Consider the following 22,113-nt stretch of genomic DNA (forward strand, 5'->3'; position numbering starts at 1 on the left):
TCGAGCTCCGATAGAATATCGAATCTCGATGGCTGCTTAGTCTTTTTAATGCTGTCTACTTGACAGGGATAAGACCATTATATATAAAATATAATTGGGCTTTTAAAAGGTACTAAAAAATATATGATTTCTTTACAATGAATTAATGACTACTTTTACGATATCTATAAATTGTCCTGACCCTAATATAAAGCCAATTGCAAGTAACCCGCAAAGTGTCTTTAGGGAGAACTCGACAGCATCTACATTAGGCTTAGTTAAATTAATAAGTCCGCCTATTCCCATAAACAGTGTAATCAACCCAAGTATAAACTTTGTAATAGGATTTACTCCAGGTATTTCATTTCCTACAAATAGCTGAAAGCAGTAGTACATGCTCCAAATAAAAAATACTATTGTTGGAATTGTGGCTAGAATTTGAATACATCTGTCTTTTAAACTAATTTCAGTCATAAGTATCCTCCTTGAATCCTATATTTATACGTTTCTAATAGTTCTTCGGTAAATATCATAACTATTTTTAAAAATCTGCTTTCTTCTCATTTTTTTTATCGATTTCTTTAATTGCGTTTTCATTTTCTTTAATTAATTCATCAAAGTGTTCTTCCTTATTCTCTTCTATATACTTCATAAGTTTTTTAAATTCCATTAAAATCTCCTCTTGCCTTTGTAATATAGAAAGCACCTATTGAATAGGTACTCTCTAAATATATCTATTATTTATATATCACGCTATAAGAAATGTTTCGTTAGCCATTTCTTTAAGTATTTTTGCAAAGAGGTGATTAGTCTCCTCGGATAGCAACTCCTCTGTTTCTAGCAATCGAGAGAGCCTACTTATAAACTCTGTAGTATATAGGATCTTCGTATTTTCTAATTCATCCGGATTAAATAATTGTTCATTCTTCATAGAATGAATGAACAGCTGTACAAGCATCTTTTTATGTTGTGCTTCTGCCTTTTCATGGTACATCGTCATACCTAACCATTGACGTATAATGCGTTCAGCATCTCTTGCTTCTGTTATATCAAATCTAGATACAACAAAGGTTAGTTTGTTCCATGTAAGCTTTGTAGAATCATTAGAATAATTTGAAGGGAAAAAGAAAAAACTCTGCTGCGTAACTTTCTGTCGTTCCTTCATCCAACGAAATATCTCCTGCTTCCCTAAATGAACATCAATTTCCACGAAAAACACAGGGAATGGAGACGTCGTTTTTTCTTCATTTATTGTACAATCAGGTTTGAACACCAATTCACCAAGACATGCGTGATGTATTGGCTCCAATTCATCTCGATATACGCGAATACCATCTGTGTCATACCAGCCTTGTAGTACTGCCTCAATTTCTTCTTCAGATATAAGACTCGTATTCATTTCTTGTTGAATATAAAGTAGATACTCTAAAAGCATTCTTCTACCTTCTACTGTTAGTCCTCCTGGTGCATAGTCTCCCTTTTCTGTACGATCAAACATAATATAATCATATTCAACATGATTACATATGGAAAACAAGTCTGAATCCCTTTTATTTTCGTTTCTAAGGAGCGTTTGCAGGCTTCGTCTATTCATTACATTCCGATACCGAATATCGTTTCTAATCGAACGTAAGAAGCTTTTCCAGGATTGTAGATAAGCATAGTCCGTATACCCCTCACTTATTAGCTGGGTCAACATTTTATCCTCACCATTCATCATTAGGCAAGTCCAACATCCACTACGTGAGTTTGCAGCTCCACAAGCATTTCCCTGCTGCTTCCCACCTGTTTTTATGCCACATTCAAACATAGCTTGTCCATACTGTATGCTCATTTCTTCCACATCCACACCAAAAGGCAGTATCCCTCTATCTAAAAGTAACATCCATACTTCATCACCGGTTAAAAATTTAACTGGATTAAAGCAGAGGATATTCTTCATATCATTATGACGTGAAAATAAGGAATCATTACTTATCTCATGCTTTTGAATACTATGTCTTCTTCGAGCGCTCTCTTCATTACGAACGGCCAGCATAAGTACACCATCATATTCATCAAAGCATTCTACTGCAGTAGTAGTTTGAGAAGCTATTAAGATTTCTTTCATCTTTCGCTGCATCGGTTTGACCTTGAGAGAGTCAGTACACCATCTCAATCTACTGTTTCCGCTCGGTGGTAAAACGCCTCTGCCTATTACCTTATACCAATATGATTCTTTCATAAGTGGTTTCACACCATGAACGACAAATGGTAGGTTTTGCTCATTTGCATTCTCCTGGATCTTTTGTAATGTCCTTGAGATATAAGCCGTCATAGCAGGTGTTTCTACTCCAACTTCGGAAGTTAAGATATGAATTGGATTTGTACGTTGCTCTAGTGGTAGCTCAGCAATTGCATCCCATAGTAACGTCAACATGGCAGAACTATCTTTCCCCCCACTGTAACCTACAAAACAACAATCGCGAGATAAATAGACTTTTTTCATTTCCTCTTTAATTTCTTTATATATATCCATCATTATATTGTTATCCCCATAGCAAAGTATCATTTCATACTACTATGGAGCATGCCTCCTCTGTTTTTAGATAGAAAAAGAGAGTCCCTATTTAATAGGCACTCTCTTTTGTGTATATCCTCTATTTTTAATCAACTGTGATTTCATGTATATTCAACTTGTTTAACTTTTCCATATAAAAGCTCATTACTTTTTGAGCATGTTGTATAGCGATTAATCCATCTTGAACAGTAAGTGCTTCAAAATACGGATAACGAATGTCTGTAGCATAACCATTTAGCTGCACGCACTGTTCTAAAATCAATGAGAACTCCTCATCTAATTTCCGACACAATTTGTGCAGCATTAAAAGGTTATGAGTTTTAGGGACTGGTCTACCGTTTAGTGCAAGAAACCCTTTTAGAAGTTTTTCCACACATTGTTGACTATGATAACAAATAATTGCAGTAGGGAAAGGTTTCATGTGAGTTAAGTAACCAGCAGAATCTAAATCAGATTTTGCAATAAATACCCACTCTTTTAGATCCTCAGTATTTCTCATATAGGACCTTCCCTTCTAGTGCAATTTTGTGCTCCATGGTTACATTGCGATTAGCACGTTCTTGAAACTCTTCTGGTCCATACACTAAAATATCAACTGGTGTTTCCATTATATCGTAAATACCCCAATTAATACGGTTAATGACTTCCCTTTTTCTTGCTCCTACACCATCCACAACAATACAAAGATCAAAATCGCTATCTTCATTTGGTGTGCCATAAGCATGAGAGCCAAAAAGGATTATTTTTTGGACAGAAGACACGGTTTCACAAATTTTTTGTACTAATAGGTTTAATTCCCTTTGTACTTCTTCGTTAATCCGAATCACCTCTTGGATAATTGAATTATATTGACGTTTGATTATATTATACATACATTTCACTTCTCCCTGCTATTACATATTTATTTTTATATTTTTCTCTTGTTTCCCAACGTTCTGCAATGATTGATAACATTCGTATATCTGCTTGAAATCTTGTAAAAATCCATCGTCAGAGATACTATGAAATCCTTTAAAGTTCTTTCTACACCAATATAAAATGCTAGATTCATCCTTCGCTAAAAAAGAATCCGGATTGAAATGAATCAAAGCCTCTGCTAAACAAGCCAGAAGCAATGGTATCATTTCGGAATCTTGCTTTGATAAATCAAGTACAGATACAACGGTATACTGTTTATATTGGTAGTATTGTAGAACACCATTACACATGTTTGTTGGTGTTAAACTGTGTTGCAATTGAGTGGAATCTAATTGATACACTCTCATCTTGTCCCCTCCTATATCATTACCCCTCAATTGGTGCAGCTTTCATAAAAGCCTTTTGAGCCTGGAAAATGATATAGTGATTCGATACAGTACCTTCATCAAAGAGTTCGTTGACGAATTGAGCAACAGTCATGGCAGCGAACTTATTAGTAATAACGCGCTGTGGTTCTGAAGCAGCTAATTCGGAACAACTTAATTGACTTGGAGCCGTTTCTTTTTTCGTAAAAGCATCCGCAAATAAATCACCAAGCGGTGAAAGAATGACCTCGCCATTCAATTTAACTCCACATACTGCTTGTCCGTTATAACCACTGTTTTTATAATCAGCTATTTGTTGAGGTGTCCAATGTCTTTTATTTACTTCTCTCCAATTATCAGGAACGGTTACAGCTGTATTCCCTACATCGATGTAAAGAAGATTATCCGATTGATGGAAGAATTGATGAAAGACTTCACGAGAAAACATATTATCTACTGCCCCAATTACAATTGGCAGATACAAGTAGTCGTCTTTATGTTGTTTTTTTAATAAATCATATTTATTACCAAACAACTGCTGCATTGTTTCTATGTCTTCTATGTACTGTGACGTAAAGGAAGAGATAGGAACGTTATAGCCAGCTTTATATCGACGAGCGAGTACTTCTGCTTTGTATTTACCAACATCAGGTCGAATAAAGAGTTGATTTCCAAGGTTGTAGAGTAGGAAGCGAGCGCCTTGTCATATTGCTATGATAGGTTTCTCAAAACCCCTCACCGAACCGTACGTACTCCTCTCAGAGTATACGGCTCTCCATCAATTGCTTGTCAAAGTTATTTTTTTCTGTTTTTCGCTATAAGTTCTACTCTCATATCATAGTGAATTTCATTATGGCAATCCTCACATACGGCTAATGTTTTGCGTCTACGGGCAATCATTAATTTTTGCCATTTGGCTTTGCCTTTCTCAACATCTTTCATTTTTCGGACATGGTGCATTACTAAGTTAGAATCGGTTTTACCACAATGTTCACATTTGTTGGCTGACAACCTATCCATAAGACTAGTTGTTGACATATGAACTCTTGAGGCTAACAAGTTGTCGATGTTATTTTCTTGTGTTTTCATCTTAGTTATATCAACCGTTCTAAATCCTTCCCTGTAGAAAGAATGAGAGTGTTGTTTGCCTTTTTTATCTTTGTAATTGACTATGAATACACCGTTTTTGCAATATTTCCCCTTAATTTTTCCGATTGAGCTTTTATATTTATTGGCGAATGTTTTATACATGCTGTATTCTAGAACGTAACTGAATTTTTGGAGTACCGTTGAATTAACTGCATATTTGTAGTAGTTGTACATCCCTCTGATCTGTAATACATAATTATGTAGTATTTCCAAATCATCTAGGTGTGCCATTTCCGGTCTATGCTTTGGTTTCCAAGTTTCTTTCCCATTCACATACTTCATTTCTAAAACATTCAGGGCAAGTAATTTATTTCGCCATGCTTCATGGGGGATTTCAAGTCTTACTTTTAGATTGTGATGTCTTCTTTTTGCACCTTTCACCGAGTATTTGGTAAATAACTCGTTTCTAGTGATATTGACGTTGTATCCAAGAAATGTTGCTTTCTTGCTAGAGTGGGTGATAAGTGTTTTTTCTTCTGATAAAGTTAATTTTAATTCTTCATTGAGAAATTGAGCTATATCAGATTTAATGGCTTTGGCATCATCTTTACTGCCGATTATCATTACAATAAAGTCATCAGCATATCTAACATATTTTAGTGACTTAAATTTATCCGACATTGGATTGTAGTAGGGACGTTGTCCCCTTTCCTTAACCCATTCGTTGACTTGCTCGATTAATTCCTGAGCTTCATTGTGTTTACCTTGTTCTCTTAGTAAGTCTGCTTTCTTACGCCCTCTTTTTATTTTGAGGTGTAAGTATTGATATCTTTTATCAACTTCTCTGTCTTTTGGTTGACCTTTTCCGAACTTTTCAGCGTATTTTTCCATGTATATATCTAGTTCGTTTAGATATATGTTGGCAAGAAGAGGACTGAGAATCCCTCCTTGTGGTGTTCCACTGAATGTTTTGTGGAATTGCCAATCCTCCATGTACCCAGCTCTTAGGAACTTCCATATTAATCCGATGAGTGTTTCGTCATTGATACGTTTTCTTAGTAGGTCAATTAGGATATGGTGGTCGATATTGTCAAAGAAACCTTGAATATCACCTTCAATAAACCATTTAGTTCCATTACCACTCTTTTTAATTTGTTTCAAAGCTGTATGACAACCCCTATTTTTCCTGAATCCATGTGAGTTCTCAGAGAAGTTTGGTTCATAAATTGCTTCTAAGATATACTTTATTACTAATTGGACAAGTTTATCGTCAAATGTCGGTACCCCAAGAGGACGTTTTTTCTTACTCCCTTTTTTATCAATATATACTCGCTTAACAGGAGTAGGTTTATAGTTACCATTTTTAATGTTGTTGATGATTTTAGATACTCTATTTTTTGAGAAGCCATCAACAGTGTTATTTATGGTTCCTCTGGTCATATTACCTGGATTGGCATATATTTCTTGATAACCTTTATAGTAGAATTCTGGATTATAAAGATTTCTATATAATCTTTTGAACTTATAGTTTTCTTTAATAGTATTCTTCGACAAGGTGTTCAATACATAAACTGGATTTCTCATCAGCATCTCGCTTCCTTCCTGTTTATTATCATCATGAACTAATTGACTACCTTCCTTCGCCATCCTGATTTCACAACCATGACCTAACGTAATTTGTCATACGTTAGTGTGATAGGCTTTCCCTATCTCTGACTACTACGAAGGCTCCGTTACCATATGGAATATTCAAGAGCCACATTTCTTGGTTTTTACCTTGAAATCATCCTCTATAGCCATAAATGGCGCTTCCACTTAGGTAATCCCCATTTAGTACCTTGTAAATAGTTTGTAGTAATGTCGGTTGGGACTTTCAATCTTTACTAATGTACTTTAGTTGGTTCTCTAGTGTGAAACACACCTCTCTCCACAAAAAATAGATGAGCTGAACTAGAGACATATCGTTTCAATGTCTATTTCGATATGGTCGTCGATAAGACCCCTTGATTTATCCTTCACGCAGTTTAGCATTCAACCTTGTTTACCACGGTACACCTAGAAATTCAGTCGCACTCATGACATTAGAGTGACTTATCCCGTTGCAGCCATGCTACACTCCCCGTTCACTTTCGATTACGGATAAGGCTACCGGTGTCGGGTTGTTATCTTGTTTCACTTCACCCGCTGATTTACTAAATCAGAGTTTACAAGGCCCTTATGGGCGCACTTTTTCTTCAACCGTGTCTGGATCTGCAACTACAATTTCACCATCCAATTGAAAAATACTCATCATTTGAGCAATATGTTGTAAAATTAATCCTCCGTTTCCTCCAGCACCTACTAATACAATATGTGGTACAATCTTCTTTCCTTCTGCAATATCAATAACAATACTCATTTTTATAGCCCCCTATTTTTCTTTTGATAGTGTATTCTCTAAATTTCGTAGAAATGGAATCGATAAATTTGTAAGCCTATGCACGGTATACAAGTCAAATGAATGCATCACTAGTATCGATGCAGCATAAATGACTCCTACCTCTTGCACAATGCCTACAACATATTGAAGTAAATTCAACTGCACAACAAGCGTGTCTACATATTCTTGATGTGTGTCTAAATCAATATGAGTATTCTTCCTCTGTCCTTCTAATGCTTCATATATGTGATTCATCTCTAACTTGCACATAAATTGAAATAGCTTATAGTCATCATGCGATTCCTCTATTGCTTGTTTATTCTTTGTAAGAACTAACATGTATTGCTTTATCTTTGTAAACATTGAAACGTGAATTGTTTTTAATGTTGTCATAATAAAGAAAGAGACATAAAAATATGTCTCTTTTACGCCCCCTTGTGTATTTATTTTAAAAGTGTGATCCTACTTAAATCGTAATCTTGGCTTATCCCTTTTGTTGCATATTCTCCTGCAAATATAAAGTTAGGATTAATAGAATGAAATTTTCCATCTATACAAGTGCGTACTCGTAGTTCAGGGAAAACATCCTCTATTCTGCCAACAATTGCATAAAGAATAGGAGCCCGTTCACTTTGATCATCTAAATCACTTGGTTCAGCAGAGAAACGATGATGACTGTGTATCTCCATAACTTTCATAGCGATAGACTGCATCTCTATATTCGTTTCTGGGATTACAATTTCAGTTGCTATCTGCTGGCGTGGAAAGTCCATAAAATAACCACGCTCTTTATTGAAATAGACATCGGCATGCACTTCGCAATCACATTTACGAGAAATGGCCTGTGCAATAATAATAAAGTCCATTAATAAAGTTCTTGGAATAAAATCCCCAGGTAAAAAGTGATTCAGCCAAGTACTAAGAAAAGAAAAAGGACAATCTGAAATGGATTGTCCTTCTACAATACTTGCTCCTTTTGCGCCGACAGTTAAAATCGGAAGTAGTGCATTTGTATCCTCATCAAATTTAATGACAGTTAAGCCTTTTACAAATGAGGGATAGCGTTGCTCTAATTTTACGCGAATGTCCTCTGCTTCTATTTTTCTTACATCTGTGGAATCTCCATTTTGAACAGCAATTCCATGTGTAATTTCTTCTTCTGTAAACCAATCTACTAACGGTATATCTCCAAATACTACATGACGAACAACCGTTGTTGTATTGATTTTATCTAGACAATCTGTAGATTTTGAACCAGTAGCTTTCTTACTAGCCTTTGTCTTATTCTTTGCTTTTTCCTTTTTTTCTTCTTTTTTAGCAGCAGCTTGCTCTGAAGCAGCTTTTTTCACTGGTACTGTTGTTTCCTCTACTTGTGTTTCCATATCAAAAAAATCGAATAAGTTTGTCATAATAAAAAATCCTCCTAGTATCTTTGCTTATATATAGTTCTGCTATTTTCAGAAATTCGATGTACTCAATTACTGTCTGCCAGTAACTTATTTTCCATTAAAGTTAATGGCCAAAGTGGTAAATCATTGACTCTTTTGCCATCTGAATTTTGTGTAATACCCTTCTCGTTTAAAAACTTAATAATTCGTTGTCTTTCTCTCTCAATTCTCATTCGTGTTTCATAATCTAAATACACCGTATTTCCTCCTAAGCATGTTGGATCCAATGTTTATAATCTAAACTCCAACAAAATTATTATTCTTAATAAATACTCCCCTGCTTCTAATAAACAATCACTCTAAAGAGCGTGTATTAAAAAGTCATTTCCGATTCCATTAAAATAGAATCATCAAAACTTTGGTTTTCAAATCGTTTAAATAGCTCTCCAACTGGTTCCGTATGAGTATGTGTAAGGTCGTGATTAAAAGAACTTGCAAAAAATAAAACATGAAATGTTTCTAAATCTTTTAAAGTCCGGAATTCAGGTATCACAACTCTACCTGTACATACAGATCCACTAGGATGAACATTAGAATATGGAAATTGATATAATTTCATTCCTTCTTCTAACTCCATATCTTCTTTTACAGCAAAGACAGAGATATTCGTAACTCGTTTTTGGTACACCGTATAACGAAATAATAGACGTGGAAATCCTACTTGTTGAAACGGTCGTTCAAAAAAATGAATATCCCACTGAGCCTTTGGTACTTCAATCCAAACAGCTTGTTTATCTCCACTCTTAGATAACACCTCGTGTTTTATACAACCTTTTGGGAGTACGCCACTAGAGTAATGAGTATTATCTTGTGTACCCTGCTCCATAACTTCTTTTAAAGCTAAATAAAAGTCCTTAAAAGTAACGGCAGTTTCTCCACGTGATAATTCGTTGTTAAATTGCTGAATGGTTACAATTCCTTTTGGCTCTAAAGCATCAAATATTGCTACTGTCTTCATTTGTTATGTCCCCCTGCGTATAGATTGTTTCCACTAAATCTAGTAACATCTCAAATTTATATGGTCCGTATAATGGTTCCTGGCCATAATAGAGATACAGAGATTCTTCATCAATTTGATAAGAATGCTGCACTGGATAACAATCTAGTAATTTAGAAATTTTTTCTTTATGCTTCGGTGATATGCCGTCTATTGTTTCAGCTATAGCACCCCATGTGTCCTCTGCTGCTTCCTTTATTTCCTTTAATGGTATGTCGAATAGTGTAGAGAGCTTTTCATACTCTTCTTCATCAATTGGAAAAGCTTCTAAGCCCATATCTTCGATCATGTCCGTACCCAATTCTATAAATCCTTCTTCATGGTCTAATTCATAGATATTCTCTCGGTCTAAATACGAGGGAGAATACTGTGTTACATCAATCGAAAGCTCATGCATGCTTTTAAAGTAACGTAAGATATGAAATTGACATGAATAAAATTTAGATAGATTTATGTTTAATAGGTTCATGGAAAGTAAGAAGATGACAATCGTATCTGTTGATTCTATGTCCTCCCACCTTATTGTTTGGTTTTCATCTAGAAAGTCCACACAAGTTTGGATTTTACTAATTGTTCCATGAGAGATTTTGTTGAAATCTATTTCTATATCTTTAGAAAGGCTTTCTAATATATATATTTCCTCTTGATATCTTTGTTTAATTTGTTCCCAACTAACGATGCTATAAGTTTTGTTTAACTTAAGTGATAGTAAGTAGTTTGACATCGCTACATTAGATGAATAGCTAAATAATTTCTTCATTTTTTGGCCCTCTGTACTAATTTGCTATATTTTTTGTTAACTGTATCTCTTCAAAGATACGAAGTAACATCTCAATTCGTTTAATTGCTGGAAAATATGTATCATCATCATAGAAAAGGTAAAGTTTTTCCTCATCAGCTTGGTAAAGCATACGTATATCAAACTGATTCTGGATTGACTGAAAGAAACTTTGATTCTCTATCTTGATATTAGAGAGCATTTCACCAATTGGACTCCATGCATTCTCAACAATAAGGTTTATCTCATCCATAGATATATGAAATAAATTCGAATATTGGATTAAGGTATCTTTATCGTCGCTATCTACCTCTTCGTGATGTAATTTCATATCTTGAAGTAAGTCATCACCCCAGCTTTTAAATGAATCCTCACAATCGTATTCTTCGAAATTATCTTGTTCTAAATAAGTTGGGTAATAATCTTTTACAGGAATCCCCAATTTATACATACGTATAAATATCTCCATAAGATAGAATTGCGATGTATAGAAGCAGGAAAGATCAGTATCTAAAGATGTTTCCGCAATCATAATTATTTCAAGTAAGGTTTTCGAATCAATTAAACCAATTGGGAAATTCGAGTCTTCCTCTAAATAAGAAACAGTAGCCATTACTTGTTGAATGGATCGTTCTGAAATCTTACTGAAGTCTATTTCTCTTGAGTGCTCTAAACAATCTAATATATAGATTTCTTCTTCATGCTTCTTATCTGCAAGTAATTCATGCAGTAAGTGAGCATTCTTTTGCATTTTTAACGAAAGTAGATACTTTCTTACTTTCTGGTGATTGTATGTAAATAATAATTTCATACCTGGTTCCCCTTCGTCTTTTCTCGAATCATTGCCGCAAGACGGATTATAATTTCATAATAAGAAAGTACCCATTCATCAAATGAGTACTGTTCATAACCATCCTCTAGAAATTCAATCAAAATATGACTGGGATACGCTTCACTTTGATAGGTGTTAAACGAAAATTCATGTAACACGAATTGAAAATCAGATTGTGTTATATGTTCCGAGCCTATACATAAATAGTAACCAGCTGTATCGAAGTAACATCCTTCCGCAGCCATAGAACTAATATCCGAAGCGAAATTCGAATACATGTCTTCTGAGCTAAATAACGTCCCATCTAACAGGTCTTCTTCAGTTCCAAAGGCAAAGTGACAAAATATACTTGTTTGCTCGTTAAAACGCGCAAACGACTCGAATAATAGTTCACTTGTGATATGCAACTTGTCCCTGTGAAAATCATTGATATTGATTAAGAATGGGATGTTATATTTACGAATTAATTTTTGTATGCGTAGTATCCGTATGTATACTTTCATCTCATTTCCTTGATTAAATAAATATCTCATCTTCTAGCCCCTGCTTTTCCACATCTTCTAGTTGTTCAGTGAAAAGATGTAAATGTAGCATTTCTTTTAATTCACAATCTGGACCATTTATACGAAATGAATTATCACTATAAAACGTGACATAATGTCGTAGCTGCTCAAATTGCTTTTCAAATTCATCTATATGTTCTAATGGTATGTTTTCTAAATCAGGCATTTCGTTCGCAATAAATCCATTTATAATCAATTCAAAGGATTGACGAAGTTCTTGATTATTAGGAAGGACTTCTTTTGACTGTAAAAAGTCAAAGAAGTCACTGTGATTCATACTCATTTGGATGCCCCCTTACACGCGAACCGGTAGAATTAACTGCAGATTAGAGTGAGTTGTATCCTCTGCTCCCACTACCACGATAGGTCTCTGATTACTAATCATTTTTATCGCGATTGTTTCAGAAGTTATCGTTTGTAGTGCTTGTAGCAGATATTCCACATTACAAGCCAATGTAAATGCTTCTACTTGATTACATGGAATTTCTACACTTGCAGTACCTACTTGAGAATTTTGTGGTTTAAGATGGATGCTTTCTTTTCCTTCTGACGTAAGTACGATTAAGGAAGAAAATGCTGAAAGCTGCTCCAACGTATTTTTAAATTCTTCACGTGATAGTTGTATTTCACTTTTAAATTCGTCGGGTACCATACGTGCCGTATCGGGATATGTACCAGCTAGTAATCTAGACTGATAGATAATACTTTCGCCACGGATCAACAGCTGTGTATCACTAATGAGCTTTAATTGTAAATTTGTTTCACGATTAAAGAGCTTAAGAGCTGTTTTAAGAGACTTAATTGGTAACACGACTTCACCATCTTTTGCGATAGTGATCTTTGTACAATCAAAATGTAAACGGGCTAAACGGTGAGCATCAGTTGCTATACTAAAGAACTTATCATCAACTGATTTTAAGTTCACACCTGTTAGAATCTTACGTGTATCCATTGCAGGAATAGCATGTAACGTTCCGTTGGCCATTGATACAAATTGTTCTTGTGAAAGTGAAATCCAATCTTCCCCTGCTTCGATTTTAATTTCAGGATATTCTTCGTGATCCATGGTACAAAAGCTAAATTGTTTCTTCTTACTTTCTACAATCTTTAGCTCATTGTTTTTATGTTCAAGACCGATGAATTCACTTTTGAATTTCTTAATCGTTTTAAGTACCGGAGCAGCTGCAAAAAGCACCTTCCCCGGTTCAGTACAATCCCCACTGTTTACATTAAAGCGAGTTACTAATGTTACTGTTTCTGTACCGTCTGAACCCATTAGAATCATTCCCTTTGAATTACAATCCAATAAAACACCTTGTAATGCCGGCATTGGGTTTTTAACGTCTACAGTAGCACTTGCTTTCTCTAATTTTTCAATAAATAATGTACGGTTAATAGTAAATTTCATAATAAATCCCTCCAAAAAGTAATAAAAAAAGAACAGACCTCATATCCTGTTCATTCGTTTTCCTGCTATAAAACAAAGCTTTACGCGCTTTGTTGTTTTTTTAACTGTTGTATGAGTTGATGAATGGCTTCTGTATGATCATGAAGTAACCATTCTCTAAAGGATGTAACATCACCAGGAATAAGAGCTGATAACCACCGGTTAAGCTGTTTCTCATTTCCAGGACGGATATTCTTCGCTTCGTGAATCAACTGTAAACTAGTTAGAATTCCTTCTAAACCACCAATCGTCGTATCCTCAAATGTTCTTGCTTGCGCATTATAATTGTGATTATAGGCAAGTAGAATTTCCTTGGATGTAATACTTAATGGTTTTGCAAGCTCTTGTATGTTTTGAATTAGTACACCTAGACTTACTTGGCCATTCGATGGTTCCTTCTTTGAACTTCCTTGTTTATGTTTTTGCTGTAACATAGTAGGTGGTATAAAATAATATCCTTTCTTTTGATAAGAAATATAGATACTATTTGGGCCATTACTACATGTAGAAAGTTCTACTTTAGTAGGTTTTACATTATAATACCGATAGGTAAGCCAATTCTTCAGCATTACCTGTTAAGAGTGGCTTTTCCCCCGGTCCACACCGTACGTGAGACTTTCACCTCATACGGCGCTCCATCTAATAATCAAATAGCATGAATTTTGTTCCTGAATCGTTTCAGTTTATTAATTTCCTTATTATTCAAGATGCTGCTCATATCAACTTCATTGTGTATTGCCTTGTGAATTTCCTTATCTACACAGGCTAGATTTGGCAGCTTATTGACTTCTTCTAACGGGAGATTAGGATTAATGTGATGAACATGCAGGTTGTGCTTCCCAAGTGGGACTCCTGTAATTCTACATTTTCCTCTATCTTTGTTGAACGCATATCCTCTATTCATAAAGTACTCAAAATTGTATCGGGGTGAATTCACAAGTTTTTTCCTGACTTTCTCAAGGAGAGAGAGGCTTGTAATTTCATCTAGTCTGACACTGAACTCCTTTGTTCCCTTTCTTCGCTCGATTAATTTACGTCCCGAAGGAGAGTATGGAGTTTCATTTTGAACCTTTTGTTTATATAGGTTTTCGTTCATCTTGGTTAGGTTTAAATGCATAATGCCAATGTAGCCAACTTCGGTTTTAATAGCTAAAGTCTTTTGTGTCCGTTTAGGGTATTTGTCCGCAAGGTTAATACACTTGTTGATAGGATGTAAGACCCCACCACGCCTAGATAGAAGATTAAAAGTCTTTTTTCTTAACTTATAACCTTCTCTATCCATTATGGGAGATTCGGTGGCATATGAATAATAATTTATTAATCCTCTAACCTTTGAGTTATAGGCTAAGATTAGCTGTGCATTACTCAGTTTATCGTGGCTTAATCTTTTGCCGAGAGAAGTGAGTGTGGCTCTGAGTTCTTTTACTTTTCTTTTAATCTTCTTATCAGAAGGAGTTATTTGGCTGATATATCTTGTCTTTTTATCCTTCTTCTTTTTTCCTTTTACACCTTTTAAGACTACCTTGTATTTGAAGCCAAGAAATTCTATTGGCTTATGCCTGATGTTGGTTATTCTTGTTTTCTCTTCGGATAGTTCAAGTTTAAGTTCTTTCTGAAGAAAATTCTTGATAACAGTCTTCCATCTATAAGCATGGGATTTGTTATTAGTGACTAGAACCCAGTCATCAGCATATCTGATTAGATAGCCTGGCTTAAGGTTAGAAGATTTTAAACCTCGTAATTTATGATCGTGTTTCGAATACTCATGTCTGGTTGTAAATTCTTCAAATTGCTTGGCAACCCATTTGTCGAAGGAATGTAAGTATACATTTGCTAAGAGGGGGCTTAATATGCCACCTTGGGGTGTACCATTGTCATTTCTAATGATATTTTTGAAGATTCCAGCTTTGAGGAATTCCGTTATTAGGCACAATATTCGTCTATCTTTGATTCCCATGCTCCATAGTTTTTTTATAAGAATCCTATGGTTTACTTTGTCGAAGAATTGACGAATATCACCTTCTACGATCCAGTGATACCCAGTGTTATGAACAAGGACTTTTACTCTTTCCAACGCATGATAGGTAGTTCTTTCTGGTCGAAACCCAAAGCTGTATTTGAAGAATTGTGCTTCGAGTACAGGCTCTAAGACTTGCTTCATCATTTGTTGAATTATCCGGTCTTCTATGGTTGGAATACCGAGAGGTCGTTGTCCGCCATTAGCCTTTGGAATAAACACACGTTTTATTAGGTGCGCCTTGAAATTTGTGAGTCTACCACGAATTAACTCGATAAGTTTTTCTTCGGATAGTCTGAGGTAGTCTTGGATTGTTTTTCCGTCTACCCCTGGAGTCATGGAGCCTTTATTGCTTTTTAGCGAGTGTATCGCAGTGACAATATTAGGTTTTGACATCGCAATTTCAAGGAGAGATGTGTGTTTGATTCTCGTCTTTTTTTCCATATGCTCTTTTGTTTTTGAGTACAGCTTGTCTAATGTTCTCTTTAATTCTGTTTCTGATTCAAGAGTATTTTCTAGTTTTCGCACCAAATTGCATCACCTCTTTTGCTGAGATTTTGCTCTAAGGTTTAGTCGGTTACTGTTACACATTCCTAGAATAATTTTGCCTTTGCATGATTATTAGACTTGGGCCCTTCCCTCTAGTTATATTACATAACCTTCTTTGGTACTATGACCCTACTGCCATTGGTGTTAAGGAACTTCAGTATTGTATGTGTAATACCTTATATCCACGAACCGATAATTAACCATCGTATGACGTTCTCACCAACTTCAACTGTTCCACATGTTTTAGCCTTACATATAGCCTTAGGACTCACCTTTATGCCGTCAGTTACTAATGAACTAATCGTAATTTGATTCATTAGATGAATAGGGTATAGTCCCTATCCGCAGATTTGATATACCTTATTATCATTTCCACAACTGAAAAGGTATGGTTTTACCTCCTCCATATTTCTAAGGAACGGATAGTATCGACACGTACATTCAGTGATTCGCCAGAATCTATGATTCATTCTATCCATAGCTATTTTATGGCGTCCCGATTACTTTTCTTACCATGTTCCCTGAGGAATTTAGGTTCGATTTTCACCGCCTTCAACGGGCTCATAACAATGATAGGGTTCTCTATTATTGCTATCCGTAGTATTAGACCTTTTCAAGAGTTTACGATGTTCTTGCAAGACTTACTTCCGAGTCTTGATAGTCAAACATGCAGTTAGAACATTTTATAGTTCCCTCGCTTTTATATAGTGTGTTTCCACAACTTTTTGTGCGAGAACAGTTCACACAAGGTATCTTCCTACGCCCCAAAGCACAGCAGCTCTTTTTAAACTATTTGAAAAGCCACCTTTTACAGAACTATAGTCAGATTCTTCACTTCCATCCTCTTTTGATATCCAACGTTCATTCAAAAACACTGATATGGTACATTTCGTTGCTTTCTCACCCCATTTTTCATACGACACCTGCCAGTTATCAATACCAAAGACTTCATCAAATTGGTCCTGAATGGCGCGTGCGTCAACAAATGGAGCTACAAACGCAAAAAAACGACCTTGGCTTTCAAATGTATTTATAATTTTCCATCCTAATTGTTCGACAGGAAATTCAGCTTGTAAACTTTCCATTATATTTGTCATAATAATCCTCCTGTATTACTTGTTATTTCGAATCTGGGTGTTTCCACTCTTTCTTTCGAAATTCATCAATCATTTCACATATAATTCCTCTGTTTTCATGAAGCAGCCAATCCTCATGGGAAGTAATATCTTTCCCTGATTGAATGGATAGACGCTTATTCAAATCCTCTATACTTTTACAACTGATATTCCTTGCTGCATAAATGAGACTTAAACTTACTTTCAAATCTCTTAAATCAGAAATGGTAATATCCTTAAATGTCGTAGCTTTCGTATTGAAGTTTTGATTGTGCGCTTGCAACATTGATAAAGAACTGATCCATAAAGGATTAGCTAGTTCTTTAATTTCTTCAATGATGTCATGTAAATGAGCATCATTTTGTAATTTCCCTTGTGATTTTTCCATGGCTAAATTCATGATGTTTCCCCCTAATTAATAAAATAATTGCCTAAAGTGCTGGCTATACAATAACTCCAAACTTGAAGACAACACAAAAAGGGCTTCTTCAAGTCGATTAAAAATGTGCATAGCAAAATAAGCTATAAATACACTAATCGGCTCAAAGAAGCCCTTTCATAAATGAAACAAGACGCAACTTGCTTCTACAACTCAACCACAACACAAAAAAAGGTGTGGGAATAAACGGAATCAATTAAACAATAAATATATCTGTATATTAAACTATCTTTATTTTTAATGCAAGTAAAAAAGAGTGAAACAACCGTATCACTCTTTCATCCATAGTATATTATTTGCTCCAAAATTCATTATAATACCAAGCTCGATAAGAAATATGTTCTGATACATCCATTATTTTCATACGTCTTCTATGATTTTTAGGGTGAACAGGTATACTATATATCTTCGCATCGTCTGGTTTCATCATATCTTCTACTTCAATTTTTACAACTTTTAGATGGTACGGCATACGACCATTACTAAAAATATCCCCTACACAAATTGTCCAAAGACTTGTTTCTATTTCAGTTACATTATTCATTTTATATTCTCCTCTATAAATTAATAAAAAAGACATTGAACAAATACGTCCAATGTCTTTTTCCCTCTTATATACTAGTTAACTCAAAGTATAATTTTTCTGGTTTTCCATACATGCTAATTTCATTTTGATATACGACAGCTAATGGCTGAGGCATCTCAATGCTTTCCATATAGGATAATGAAGCAGCTGCTTCTATTTTTTCTTTAATCTCATTAGGAATGGCTGAATAAGATAAGCTATCCATTTTACTTCCTAATTTAGTATCTGTAGCAGCTTCATAATAAATTTCGGTAATTATGACCTCATTATCATCTGGATCATACATATATCCTCGGTTAACTGTAATCATATTGTAGTGCTCCTCTCAGGTTTACATTTTCTAATTCCTTGTGCTTTTAGCATTGCAACAAGTACCTTACTTATATATAAATCCCATATTTTCTATAGTTGCATTCCATTCTATAACTACTGTACTATGTCTCTTTTATAAATTGTTCTTAAAAACGGAGAGTTCAGAAATTCTTAACAAAAGTAGGGTATGATAAAGCCCTGGATTTGGTTATAATTTCTTACCGCTTTTAATATTTGAGATTCTCTAAATTTGCTTTTTTACAGTGTAATTGCATAGACCCAGGAGCCTTTTTCAAGCCTGAATGTATCAAGATCTTTATCTATACGATAGAAAACATTCGGTTCATACTCTGAAACTACTGCAAAATACATATAAACTGTCCCTTTACCTAAATATTCAATTCTCTCAATTGACAAAGAGAACATATCCCTCATAAGTTGTTTACAATGTAAAATCTCTTTTAATTCTTTTTCAACATTCATATATATACACCTACTTTATTAAATTTTTGGTAGTAAATTTGCTATAACACATGGTAAATCTTCAATCTTTTGACGATGATAAATTTCTTCTACGGTGTCATAGATTGCTATATGCCCATAATCTACCTTTACTCTCTCACGCAAACCTAATCGATTAATATTAACGTACTCCACTTCTCCATAATCACTCTGCGCTTTCATTAAATAAAACCCTACTGCCTCATATGGACTATTGGCTGCAATAATTTTTATAGCAAGTTCCTCTCCATAACTAACCTTATAAAATTTCATTTGTATTTCCCCTCTCCAAATAGAAAAAAGCACCTTAAAATTGTGCTTTAATCACTCTTATTATTCGTTTAGCCTAAATGCTCTAATACAAGTATTTCCTAACTTAAAGACAACACAAAAAGGGCTTCTTTAAGTCGATTAAAAATGTGTATAGCAAAATAAGCTATATATACACTAATCGGCTCAAAGAAGCCCTTTCACAAATGAAACAAGACGCAACTTGCTTCTACAACTCAACCACAACACAAAAAAGGTGTGGGAATAAACGGAATCACTTAAACAATAAATATAGTTATATATTAATCTATTTTTATATCATATTCAATTGTTTTAAGGAAACAAAAATAAGAAGGGAATTTATATATAGTTGTTTTATGTACCATATAATAATGCCCCTGTTTCAACGTTTATAAATCCCCTCTTATTTCAGTTCTTGTAGCTACACCATGTACTGCATTTCAAAATAAAGTTTTTCTGGTTTTTGATTTTGGTCTAAATGACATAGTATTTCTGGAATGGTTTGTTCTTCTACTTCCATACTTTCCATATAAGACATACTTTCGTTTTCTTGAACTTTTTTAAAAATGGAAGTAGGTAGTTTGTCAGCAGAAAACACACCCATTTTGCTTCCTAACTTTTGTTCGGATGCAGCGTTGTAGAAAATTTCGTTCACAATGACCTCATTATCATCTGGATCATACATGTACCCTCTTTGTATACGTAGCAATTTGTTACTCCTTTCAAATATATTCCTTTACACGGATATTTATATTTGTATATATTGTTTTTCTGTATAAAGGTGTCAAAGAATATTATTTCGTAAAATCCGTAATTTGTATAGAGGGAGATACAGGATAATTCGTTTTCTTAAATTATTTTTAAATATTCCACGCTTTTTTATATAACAAACAAGCCACCCTTTAAAATGAATCAATAGCTTGTAAGGGTGGCTTAGTTTGTTGCGAATAGCTTTGTATTTAATTGTTTAATCTCTCCTTCTGCAAGGGGCTGGTAAAATGCATGTTGTAATCCTTGTATATGCAAGGTTTCTCCTATACATAACAATACTTTACCAGGGAGCAGGTCGAGTAATAGTTCATTATTAATTTGCTTTGCTTGGCTTTCAGTAGAAACATATATAACTAACACTGTAGGGTTGTTTCCTAAATCTTGCATAATAACATCTTTTCCTGATTCTACGAAATCTTTCCATCGAGCAATAATTCGTTTTAAACGATCCTTTTTATCTGTTAGTAGAGTGGAGTATACAACGAAATTAAATATGTGATTTACTCCGCCTTGCACTGCAAAACTTAAAGGAGGGGTAAAAACCCCTTTACTTATAGATGGATGCATAATATGACCTAAAAACGATGGAGCATAACGCAGATGGCAGATTAAATCTATATCGTGCCAATAACGTAGGTGGACATATTTACCGTGATTATCAATTCGTTCTGGAGCAAAGAAGAACATATTTCCCTGCCAGTATTTTAAAAATTTGTAACCATTGTCGGATAACGTATATGTTTCTTCAAAGATCTCCATATCAAAACTCTCTACTTGCCATTTTTCAATTAGACGGTAGTAAAGTAATCCTTGAAGTGCATCATTTATTTTCTTACGGGAATATTTATCCTTAAATAAATATAATAAATGATTAAATCGAACAGATGTATGAACACCAATGAAGGCAAGTACGGTATACTGTTCTTCTGTTAAACGCTGCTTAAACTTAACCAATTCGTCAAAAGAATGGAATACATAGGTTTTATTCAGTTCATGTATTCGATATATTTGAAGTCCCTGTACATCCTCACTTAATAAATGAGGAATAGAAGGGACATAAGTAGGCAATTGTTTCTCTATTGTACGCATAGTCATCCATTAAAATTGGAAAATTGACGAATTAGTTTTTTTACTTTGTCCCTGCGGATAATTTAGGATACGCACTGTACCTTTTCTATTTTTGGCGTCGATATTAAGCAGCTCACATGTAACAATCGTTTGATTTTTCGCATCTTCTACAGTTGGATTGGCAAGATTACGGCTCTTAAGTCCTTTAAACTGAATTCCTGGTGCAACCTCTACGAAAATACCTGCAATAGCGTCTACCCCTACAATTTTACCTACAAAGCGGTCGCGGCGTTTCTTTAGTTCTAACAACTTTTCAATTGGATCTGTTTCTAGTTTCTTTTTATTTCCTCTAAATTCATAGCGGCCATTCTTTTCCCCTACTTTATCGATGATAAGTTCTACAACATCACCAATGACAATATCCTCCGGACGAACGAATGTATAGGACCAGTGTGAGTACCTTACACCTATTGTTACACCGTGTACTTCAACCAAAACAGTTTGTGCAGATGGGATATGTCCTGAAACAGTTCCTGTGTATACCTTGTTGCCCTCTTGCGCTGTCACTTCTTCATATAATTTTTTTTGAAGTGCCAATTCTCCTGCTGTGATAGATACAACAGCAAAGTTGCCCTCCTCCGTTTTCTGGAAGTGTTCAATGATTAAAGGCTTTGTTCTACCAACTAGCCATTGGGGATTCTTCGGAACATTTATACCTGCCTCTGTAATAGGGCAATATGCTGTTGTATGAGTACCAATTTGCATTGTAAGTACTTGTATACGCTCAGACTTTCCGTTTTTAGTTGGGAATAGCTTTTCGGATACGACTGTAATTAAGCCTTTTCCTACAGTACGCTCACGTTTCATACGGGCTAATTCCTCTAGTTCATGATCACGTACTCGCTCAAATTGATTAAATTTTGTTTCTAACACCGTGTCACCTTGTGGATTCTCTGTTTCAAAAGCCATTCCAAGTTCTTCTACAGTTTGAGTGTTTGTCTTATCTTCTGCCATTATATTTTCCTCCTAGAACGTAAAAAAGGACACACCTGTACCGTTGGGATGGTAC

Annotated in this window: 27 protein-coding genes and 2 pseudogenes; all 29 read right to left on the reverse strand. The window is 34.9% G+C overall.

Annotated elements, in window-relative coordinates:
• Nucleotides 1-132 precede the first annotated feature (132 nt).
• Entirely contained in the window at nucleotides 133-453 is a 321-nt protein-coding gene (locus tag PDQ33_RS14190; protein WP_061531286.1) for a hypothetical protein, read from the reverse strand.
• A gap of 67 nt (nucleotides 454-520) precedes the next feature.
• Nucleotides 521-649, reverse strand: a complete 129-nt coding sequence (locus PDQ33_RS14195; RefSeq protein WP_256943800.1) for a hypothetical protein — start codon at nucleotides 647-649, stop codon at nucleotides 521-523.
• 78 nt (nucleotides 650-727) lie between these two features.
• Nucleotides 728-2,500, reverse strand: coding sequence for a phosphoadenosine phosphosulfate reductase domain-containing protein (locus PDQ33_RS14200; protein WP_061531290.1), 1,773 nt, complete (start codon nucleotides 2,498-2,500; stop codon nucleotides 728-730).
• A gap of 124 nt (nucleotides 2,501-2,624) precedes the next feature.
• Nucleotides 2,625-3,038: a HEPN domain-containing protein gene (locus tag PDQ33_RS14205; RefSeq protein ID WP_200730789.1), complete on the reverse strand. Its 414-nt coding sequence runs from the start codon at nucleotides 3,036-3,038 to the stop codon at nucleotides 2,625-2,627.
• A complete protein-coding gene (locus PDQ33_RS14210) occupies nucleotides 3,025-3,411 on the reverse strand; it encodes a nucleotidyltransferase domain-containing protein (RefSeq protein ID WP_000282335.1) in 387 nt (128 codons plus the stop codon). The genes PDQ33_RS14205 and PDQ33_RS14210 overlap by 14 nt, the downstream gene beginning before the upstream one ends.
• A 21-nt stretch (nucleotides 3,412-3,432) precedes the next feature.
• Nucleotides 3,433-3,804, reverse strand: coding sequence for a hypothetical protein (locus PDQ33_RS14215; RefSeq protein ID WP_001267127.1), 372 nt, complete (start codon nucleotides 3,802-3,804; stop codon nucleotides 3,433-3,435).
• A gap of 19 nt (nucleotides 3,805-3,823) precedes the next feature.
• Nucleotides 3,824-4,501: pseudogene (locus PDQ33_RS14220) on the reverse strand (ThiF family adenylyltransferase); the annotation flags it as partial.
• Between the two features lie 116 nt (nucleotides 4,502-4,617).
• Nucleotides 4,618-6,495, reverse strand: coding sequence for a reverse transcriptase domain-containing protein (locus tag PDQ33_RS14225; RefSeq protein ID WP_033656444.1), 1,878 nt, complete (start codon nucleotides 6,493-6,495; stop codon nucleotides 4,618-4,620).
• A gap of 631 nt (nucleotides 6,496-7,126) precedes the next feature.
• Nucleotides 7,127-7,309 (reverse strand): hypothetical protein, encoded by a 183-nt coding sequence (locus PDQ33_RS14230; RefSeq protein WP_000029266.1) that lies wholly within the window; start codon nucleotides 7,307-7,309, stop codon nucleotides 7,127-7,129.
• A gap of 12 nt (nucleotides 7,310-7,321) precedes the next feature.
• Nucleotides 7,322-7,723, reverse strand: coding sequence for a hypothetical protein (locus tag PDQ33_RS14235; RefSeq protein ID WP_061531289.1), 402 nt, complete (start codon nucleotides 7,721-7,723; stop codon nucleotides 7,322-7,324).
• Between the two features lie 50 nt (nucleotides 7,724-7,773).
• Complete coding sequence (locus tag PDQ33_RS14240; protein ID WP_046199363.1) at nucleotides 7,774-8,739, reverse strand: hypothetical protein; 966 nt, start codon at nucleotides 8,737-8,739, stop codon at nucleotides 7,774-7,776.
• 65 nt (nucleotides 8,740-8,804) lie between these two features.
• Nucleotides 8,805-8,975: a hypothetical protein gene (locus tag PDQ33_RS14245; protein ID WP_000280379.1), complete on the reverse strand. Its 171-nt coding sequence runs from the start codon at nucleotides 8,973-8,975 to the stop codon at nucleotides 8,805-8,807.
• Between the two features lie 116 nt (nucleotides 8,976-9,091).
• Nucleotides 9,092-9,736: a hypothetical protein gene (locus PDQ33_RS14250; RefSeq protein ID WP_000859312.1), complete on the reverse strand. Its 645-nt coding sequence runs from the start codon at nucleotides 9,734-9,736 to the stop codon at nucleotides 9,092-9,094.
• Nucleotides 9,714-10,535, reverse strand: a complete 822-nt coding sequence (locus tag PDQ33_RS14255; protein ID WP_000732880.1) for a hypothetical protein — start codon at nucleotides 10,533-10,535, stop codon at nucleotides 9,714-9,716. Before PDQ33_RS14255 ends, PDQ33_RS14250 begins: the two co-directional genes overlap by 23 nt.
• Nucleotides 10,536-10,551: 16 nt before the next feature.
• Nucleotides 10,552-11,364 carry a hypothetical protein gene (locus tag PDQ33_RS14260; RefSeq protein ID WP_000770659.1) on the reverse strand — a complete coding sequence of 271 codons (813 nt, stop codon included), beginning with the start codon at nucleotides 11,362-11,364 and terminating at the stop codon, nucleotides 10,552-10,554.
• A complete protein-coding gene (locus tag PDQ33_RS14265; protein ID WP_001269722.1) occupies nucleotides 11,361-11,918 on the reverse strand; it encodes a hypothetical protein in 558 nt (185 codons plus the stop codon). Before PDQ33_RS14265 ends, PDQ33_RS14260 begins: the two co-directional genes overlap by 4 nt.
• Nucleotides 11,902-12,231, reverse strand: coding sequence for a hypothetical protein (locus tag PDQ33_RS14270; protein ID WP_000062335.1), 330 nt, complete (start codon nucleotides 12,229-12,231; stop codon nucleotides 11,902-11,904). The genes PDQ33_RS14265 and PDQ33_RS14270 overlap by 17 nt, the downstream gene beginning before the upstream one ends.
• Nucleotides 12,232-12,243: 12 nt before the next feature.
• Nucleotides 12,244-13,356: a DNA polymerase III subunit beta gene (dnaN, locus tag PDQ33_RS14275; RefSeq protein WP_000673198.1), complete on the reverse strand. Its 1,113-nt coding sequence runs from the start codon at nucleotides 13,354-13,356 to the stop codon at nucleotides 12,244-12,246.
• A gap of 80 nt (nucleotides 13,357-13,436) precedes the next feature.
• Nucleotides 13,437-13,964: a hypothetical protein gene (locus PDQ33_RS14280; protein ID WP_000917103.1), complete on the reverse strand. Its 528-nt coding sequence runs from the start codon at nucleotides 13,962-13,964 to the stop codon at nucleotides 13,437-13,439.
• 77 nt (nucleotides 13,965-14,041) lie between these two features.
• Nucleotides 14,042-15,940 (reverse strand): group II intron reverse transcriptase/maturase, encoded by a 1,899-nt coding sequence (gene ltrA / locus PDQ33_RS14285; protein WP_200730788.1) that lies wholly within the window; start codon nucleotides 15,938-15,940, stop codon nucleotides 14,042-14,044.
• A gap of 767 nt (nucleotides 15,941-16,707) precedes the next feature.
• Nucleotides 16,708-17,058: pseudogene (locus tag PDQ33_RS14290) on the reverse strand (Rad52/Rad22 family DNA repair protein); the annotation flags it as partial.
• 22 nt (nucleotides 17,059-17,080) lie between these two features.
• Nucleotides 17,081-17,476: a hypothetical protein gene (locus PDQ33_RS14295; protein ID WP_200730786.1), complete on the reverse strand. Its 396-nt coding sequence runs from the start codon at nucleotides 17,474-17,476 to the stop codon at nucleotides 17,081-17,083.
• A gap of 331 nt (nucleotides 17,477-17,807) precedes the next feature.
• Nucleotides 17,808-18,059 (reverse strand): hypothetical protein, encoded by a 252-nt coding sequence (locus PDQ33_RS14300; protein WP_001067122.1) that lies wholly within the window; start codon nucleotides 18,057-18,059, stop codon nucleotides 17,808-17,810.
• A 67-nt stretch (nucleotides 18,060-18,126) separates the two neighbouring features.
• Nucleotides 18,127-18,411, reverse strand: coding sequence for a hypothetical protein (locus PDQ33_RS14305; RefSeq protein ID WP_200730785.1), 285 nt, complete (start codon nucleotides 18,409-18,411; stop codon nucleotides 18,127-18,129).
• Nucleotides 18,412-18,671: 260 nt separating this feature from the next.
• A complete protein-coding gene (locus tag PDQ33_RS14310; protein ID WP_048534070.1) occupies nucleotides 18,672-18,896 on the reverse strand; it encodes a hypothetical protein in 225 nt (74 codons plus the stop codon).
• An 18-nt stretch (nucleotides 18,897-18,914) separates the two neighbouring features.
• On the reverse strand, nucleotides 18,915-19,187 hold the full coding sequence (locus PDQ33_RS14315; protein WP_200730784.1) for a hypothetical protein: 273 nt from the start codon (nucleotides 19,185-19,187) through the stop codon (nucleotides 18,915-18,917).
• Nucleotides 19,188-19,626: 439 nt separating this feature from the next.
• Entirely contained in the window at nucleotides 19,627-19,890 is a 264-nt protein-coding gene (locus PDQ33_RS14320; protein ID WP_002020034.1) for a hypothetical protein, read from the reverse strand.
• Nucleotides 19,891-20,138: 248 nt separating this feature from the next.
• Complete coding sequence (locus PDQ33_RS14325) at nucleotides 20,139-21,065, reverse strand: hypothetical protein (RefSeq protein ID WP_200730790.1); 927 nt, start codon at nucleotides 21,063-21,065, stop codon at nucleotides 20,139-20,141.
• 9 nt (nucleotides 21,066-21,074) lie between these two features.
• Entirely contained in the window at nucleotides 21,075-22,058 is a 984-nt protein-coding gene (locus PDQ33_RS14330) for an RNA-binding protein (protein ID WP_200730783.1), read from the reverse strand.
• Nucleotides 22,059-22,113: the final 55 nt, after the last annotated feature.

This window comes from Bacillus cereus group sp. Bc031 (assembly GCF_027716265.1).
Classification (GTDB): domain Bacteria; phylum Bacillota; class Bacilli; order Bacillales; family Bacillaceae_G; genus Bacillus_A; species Bacillus_A paranthracis.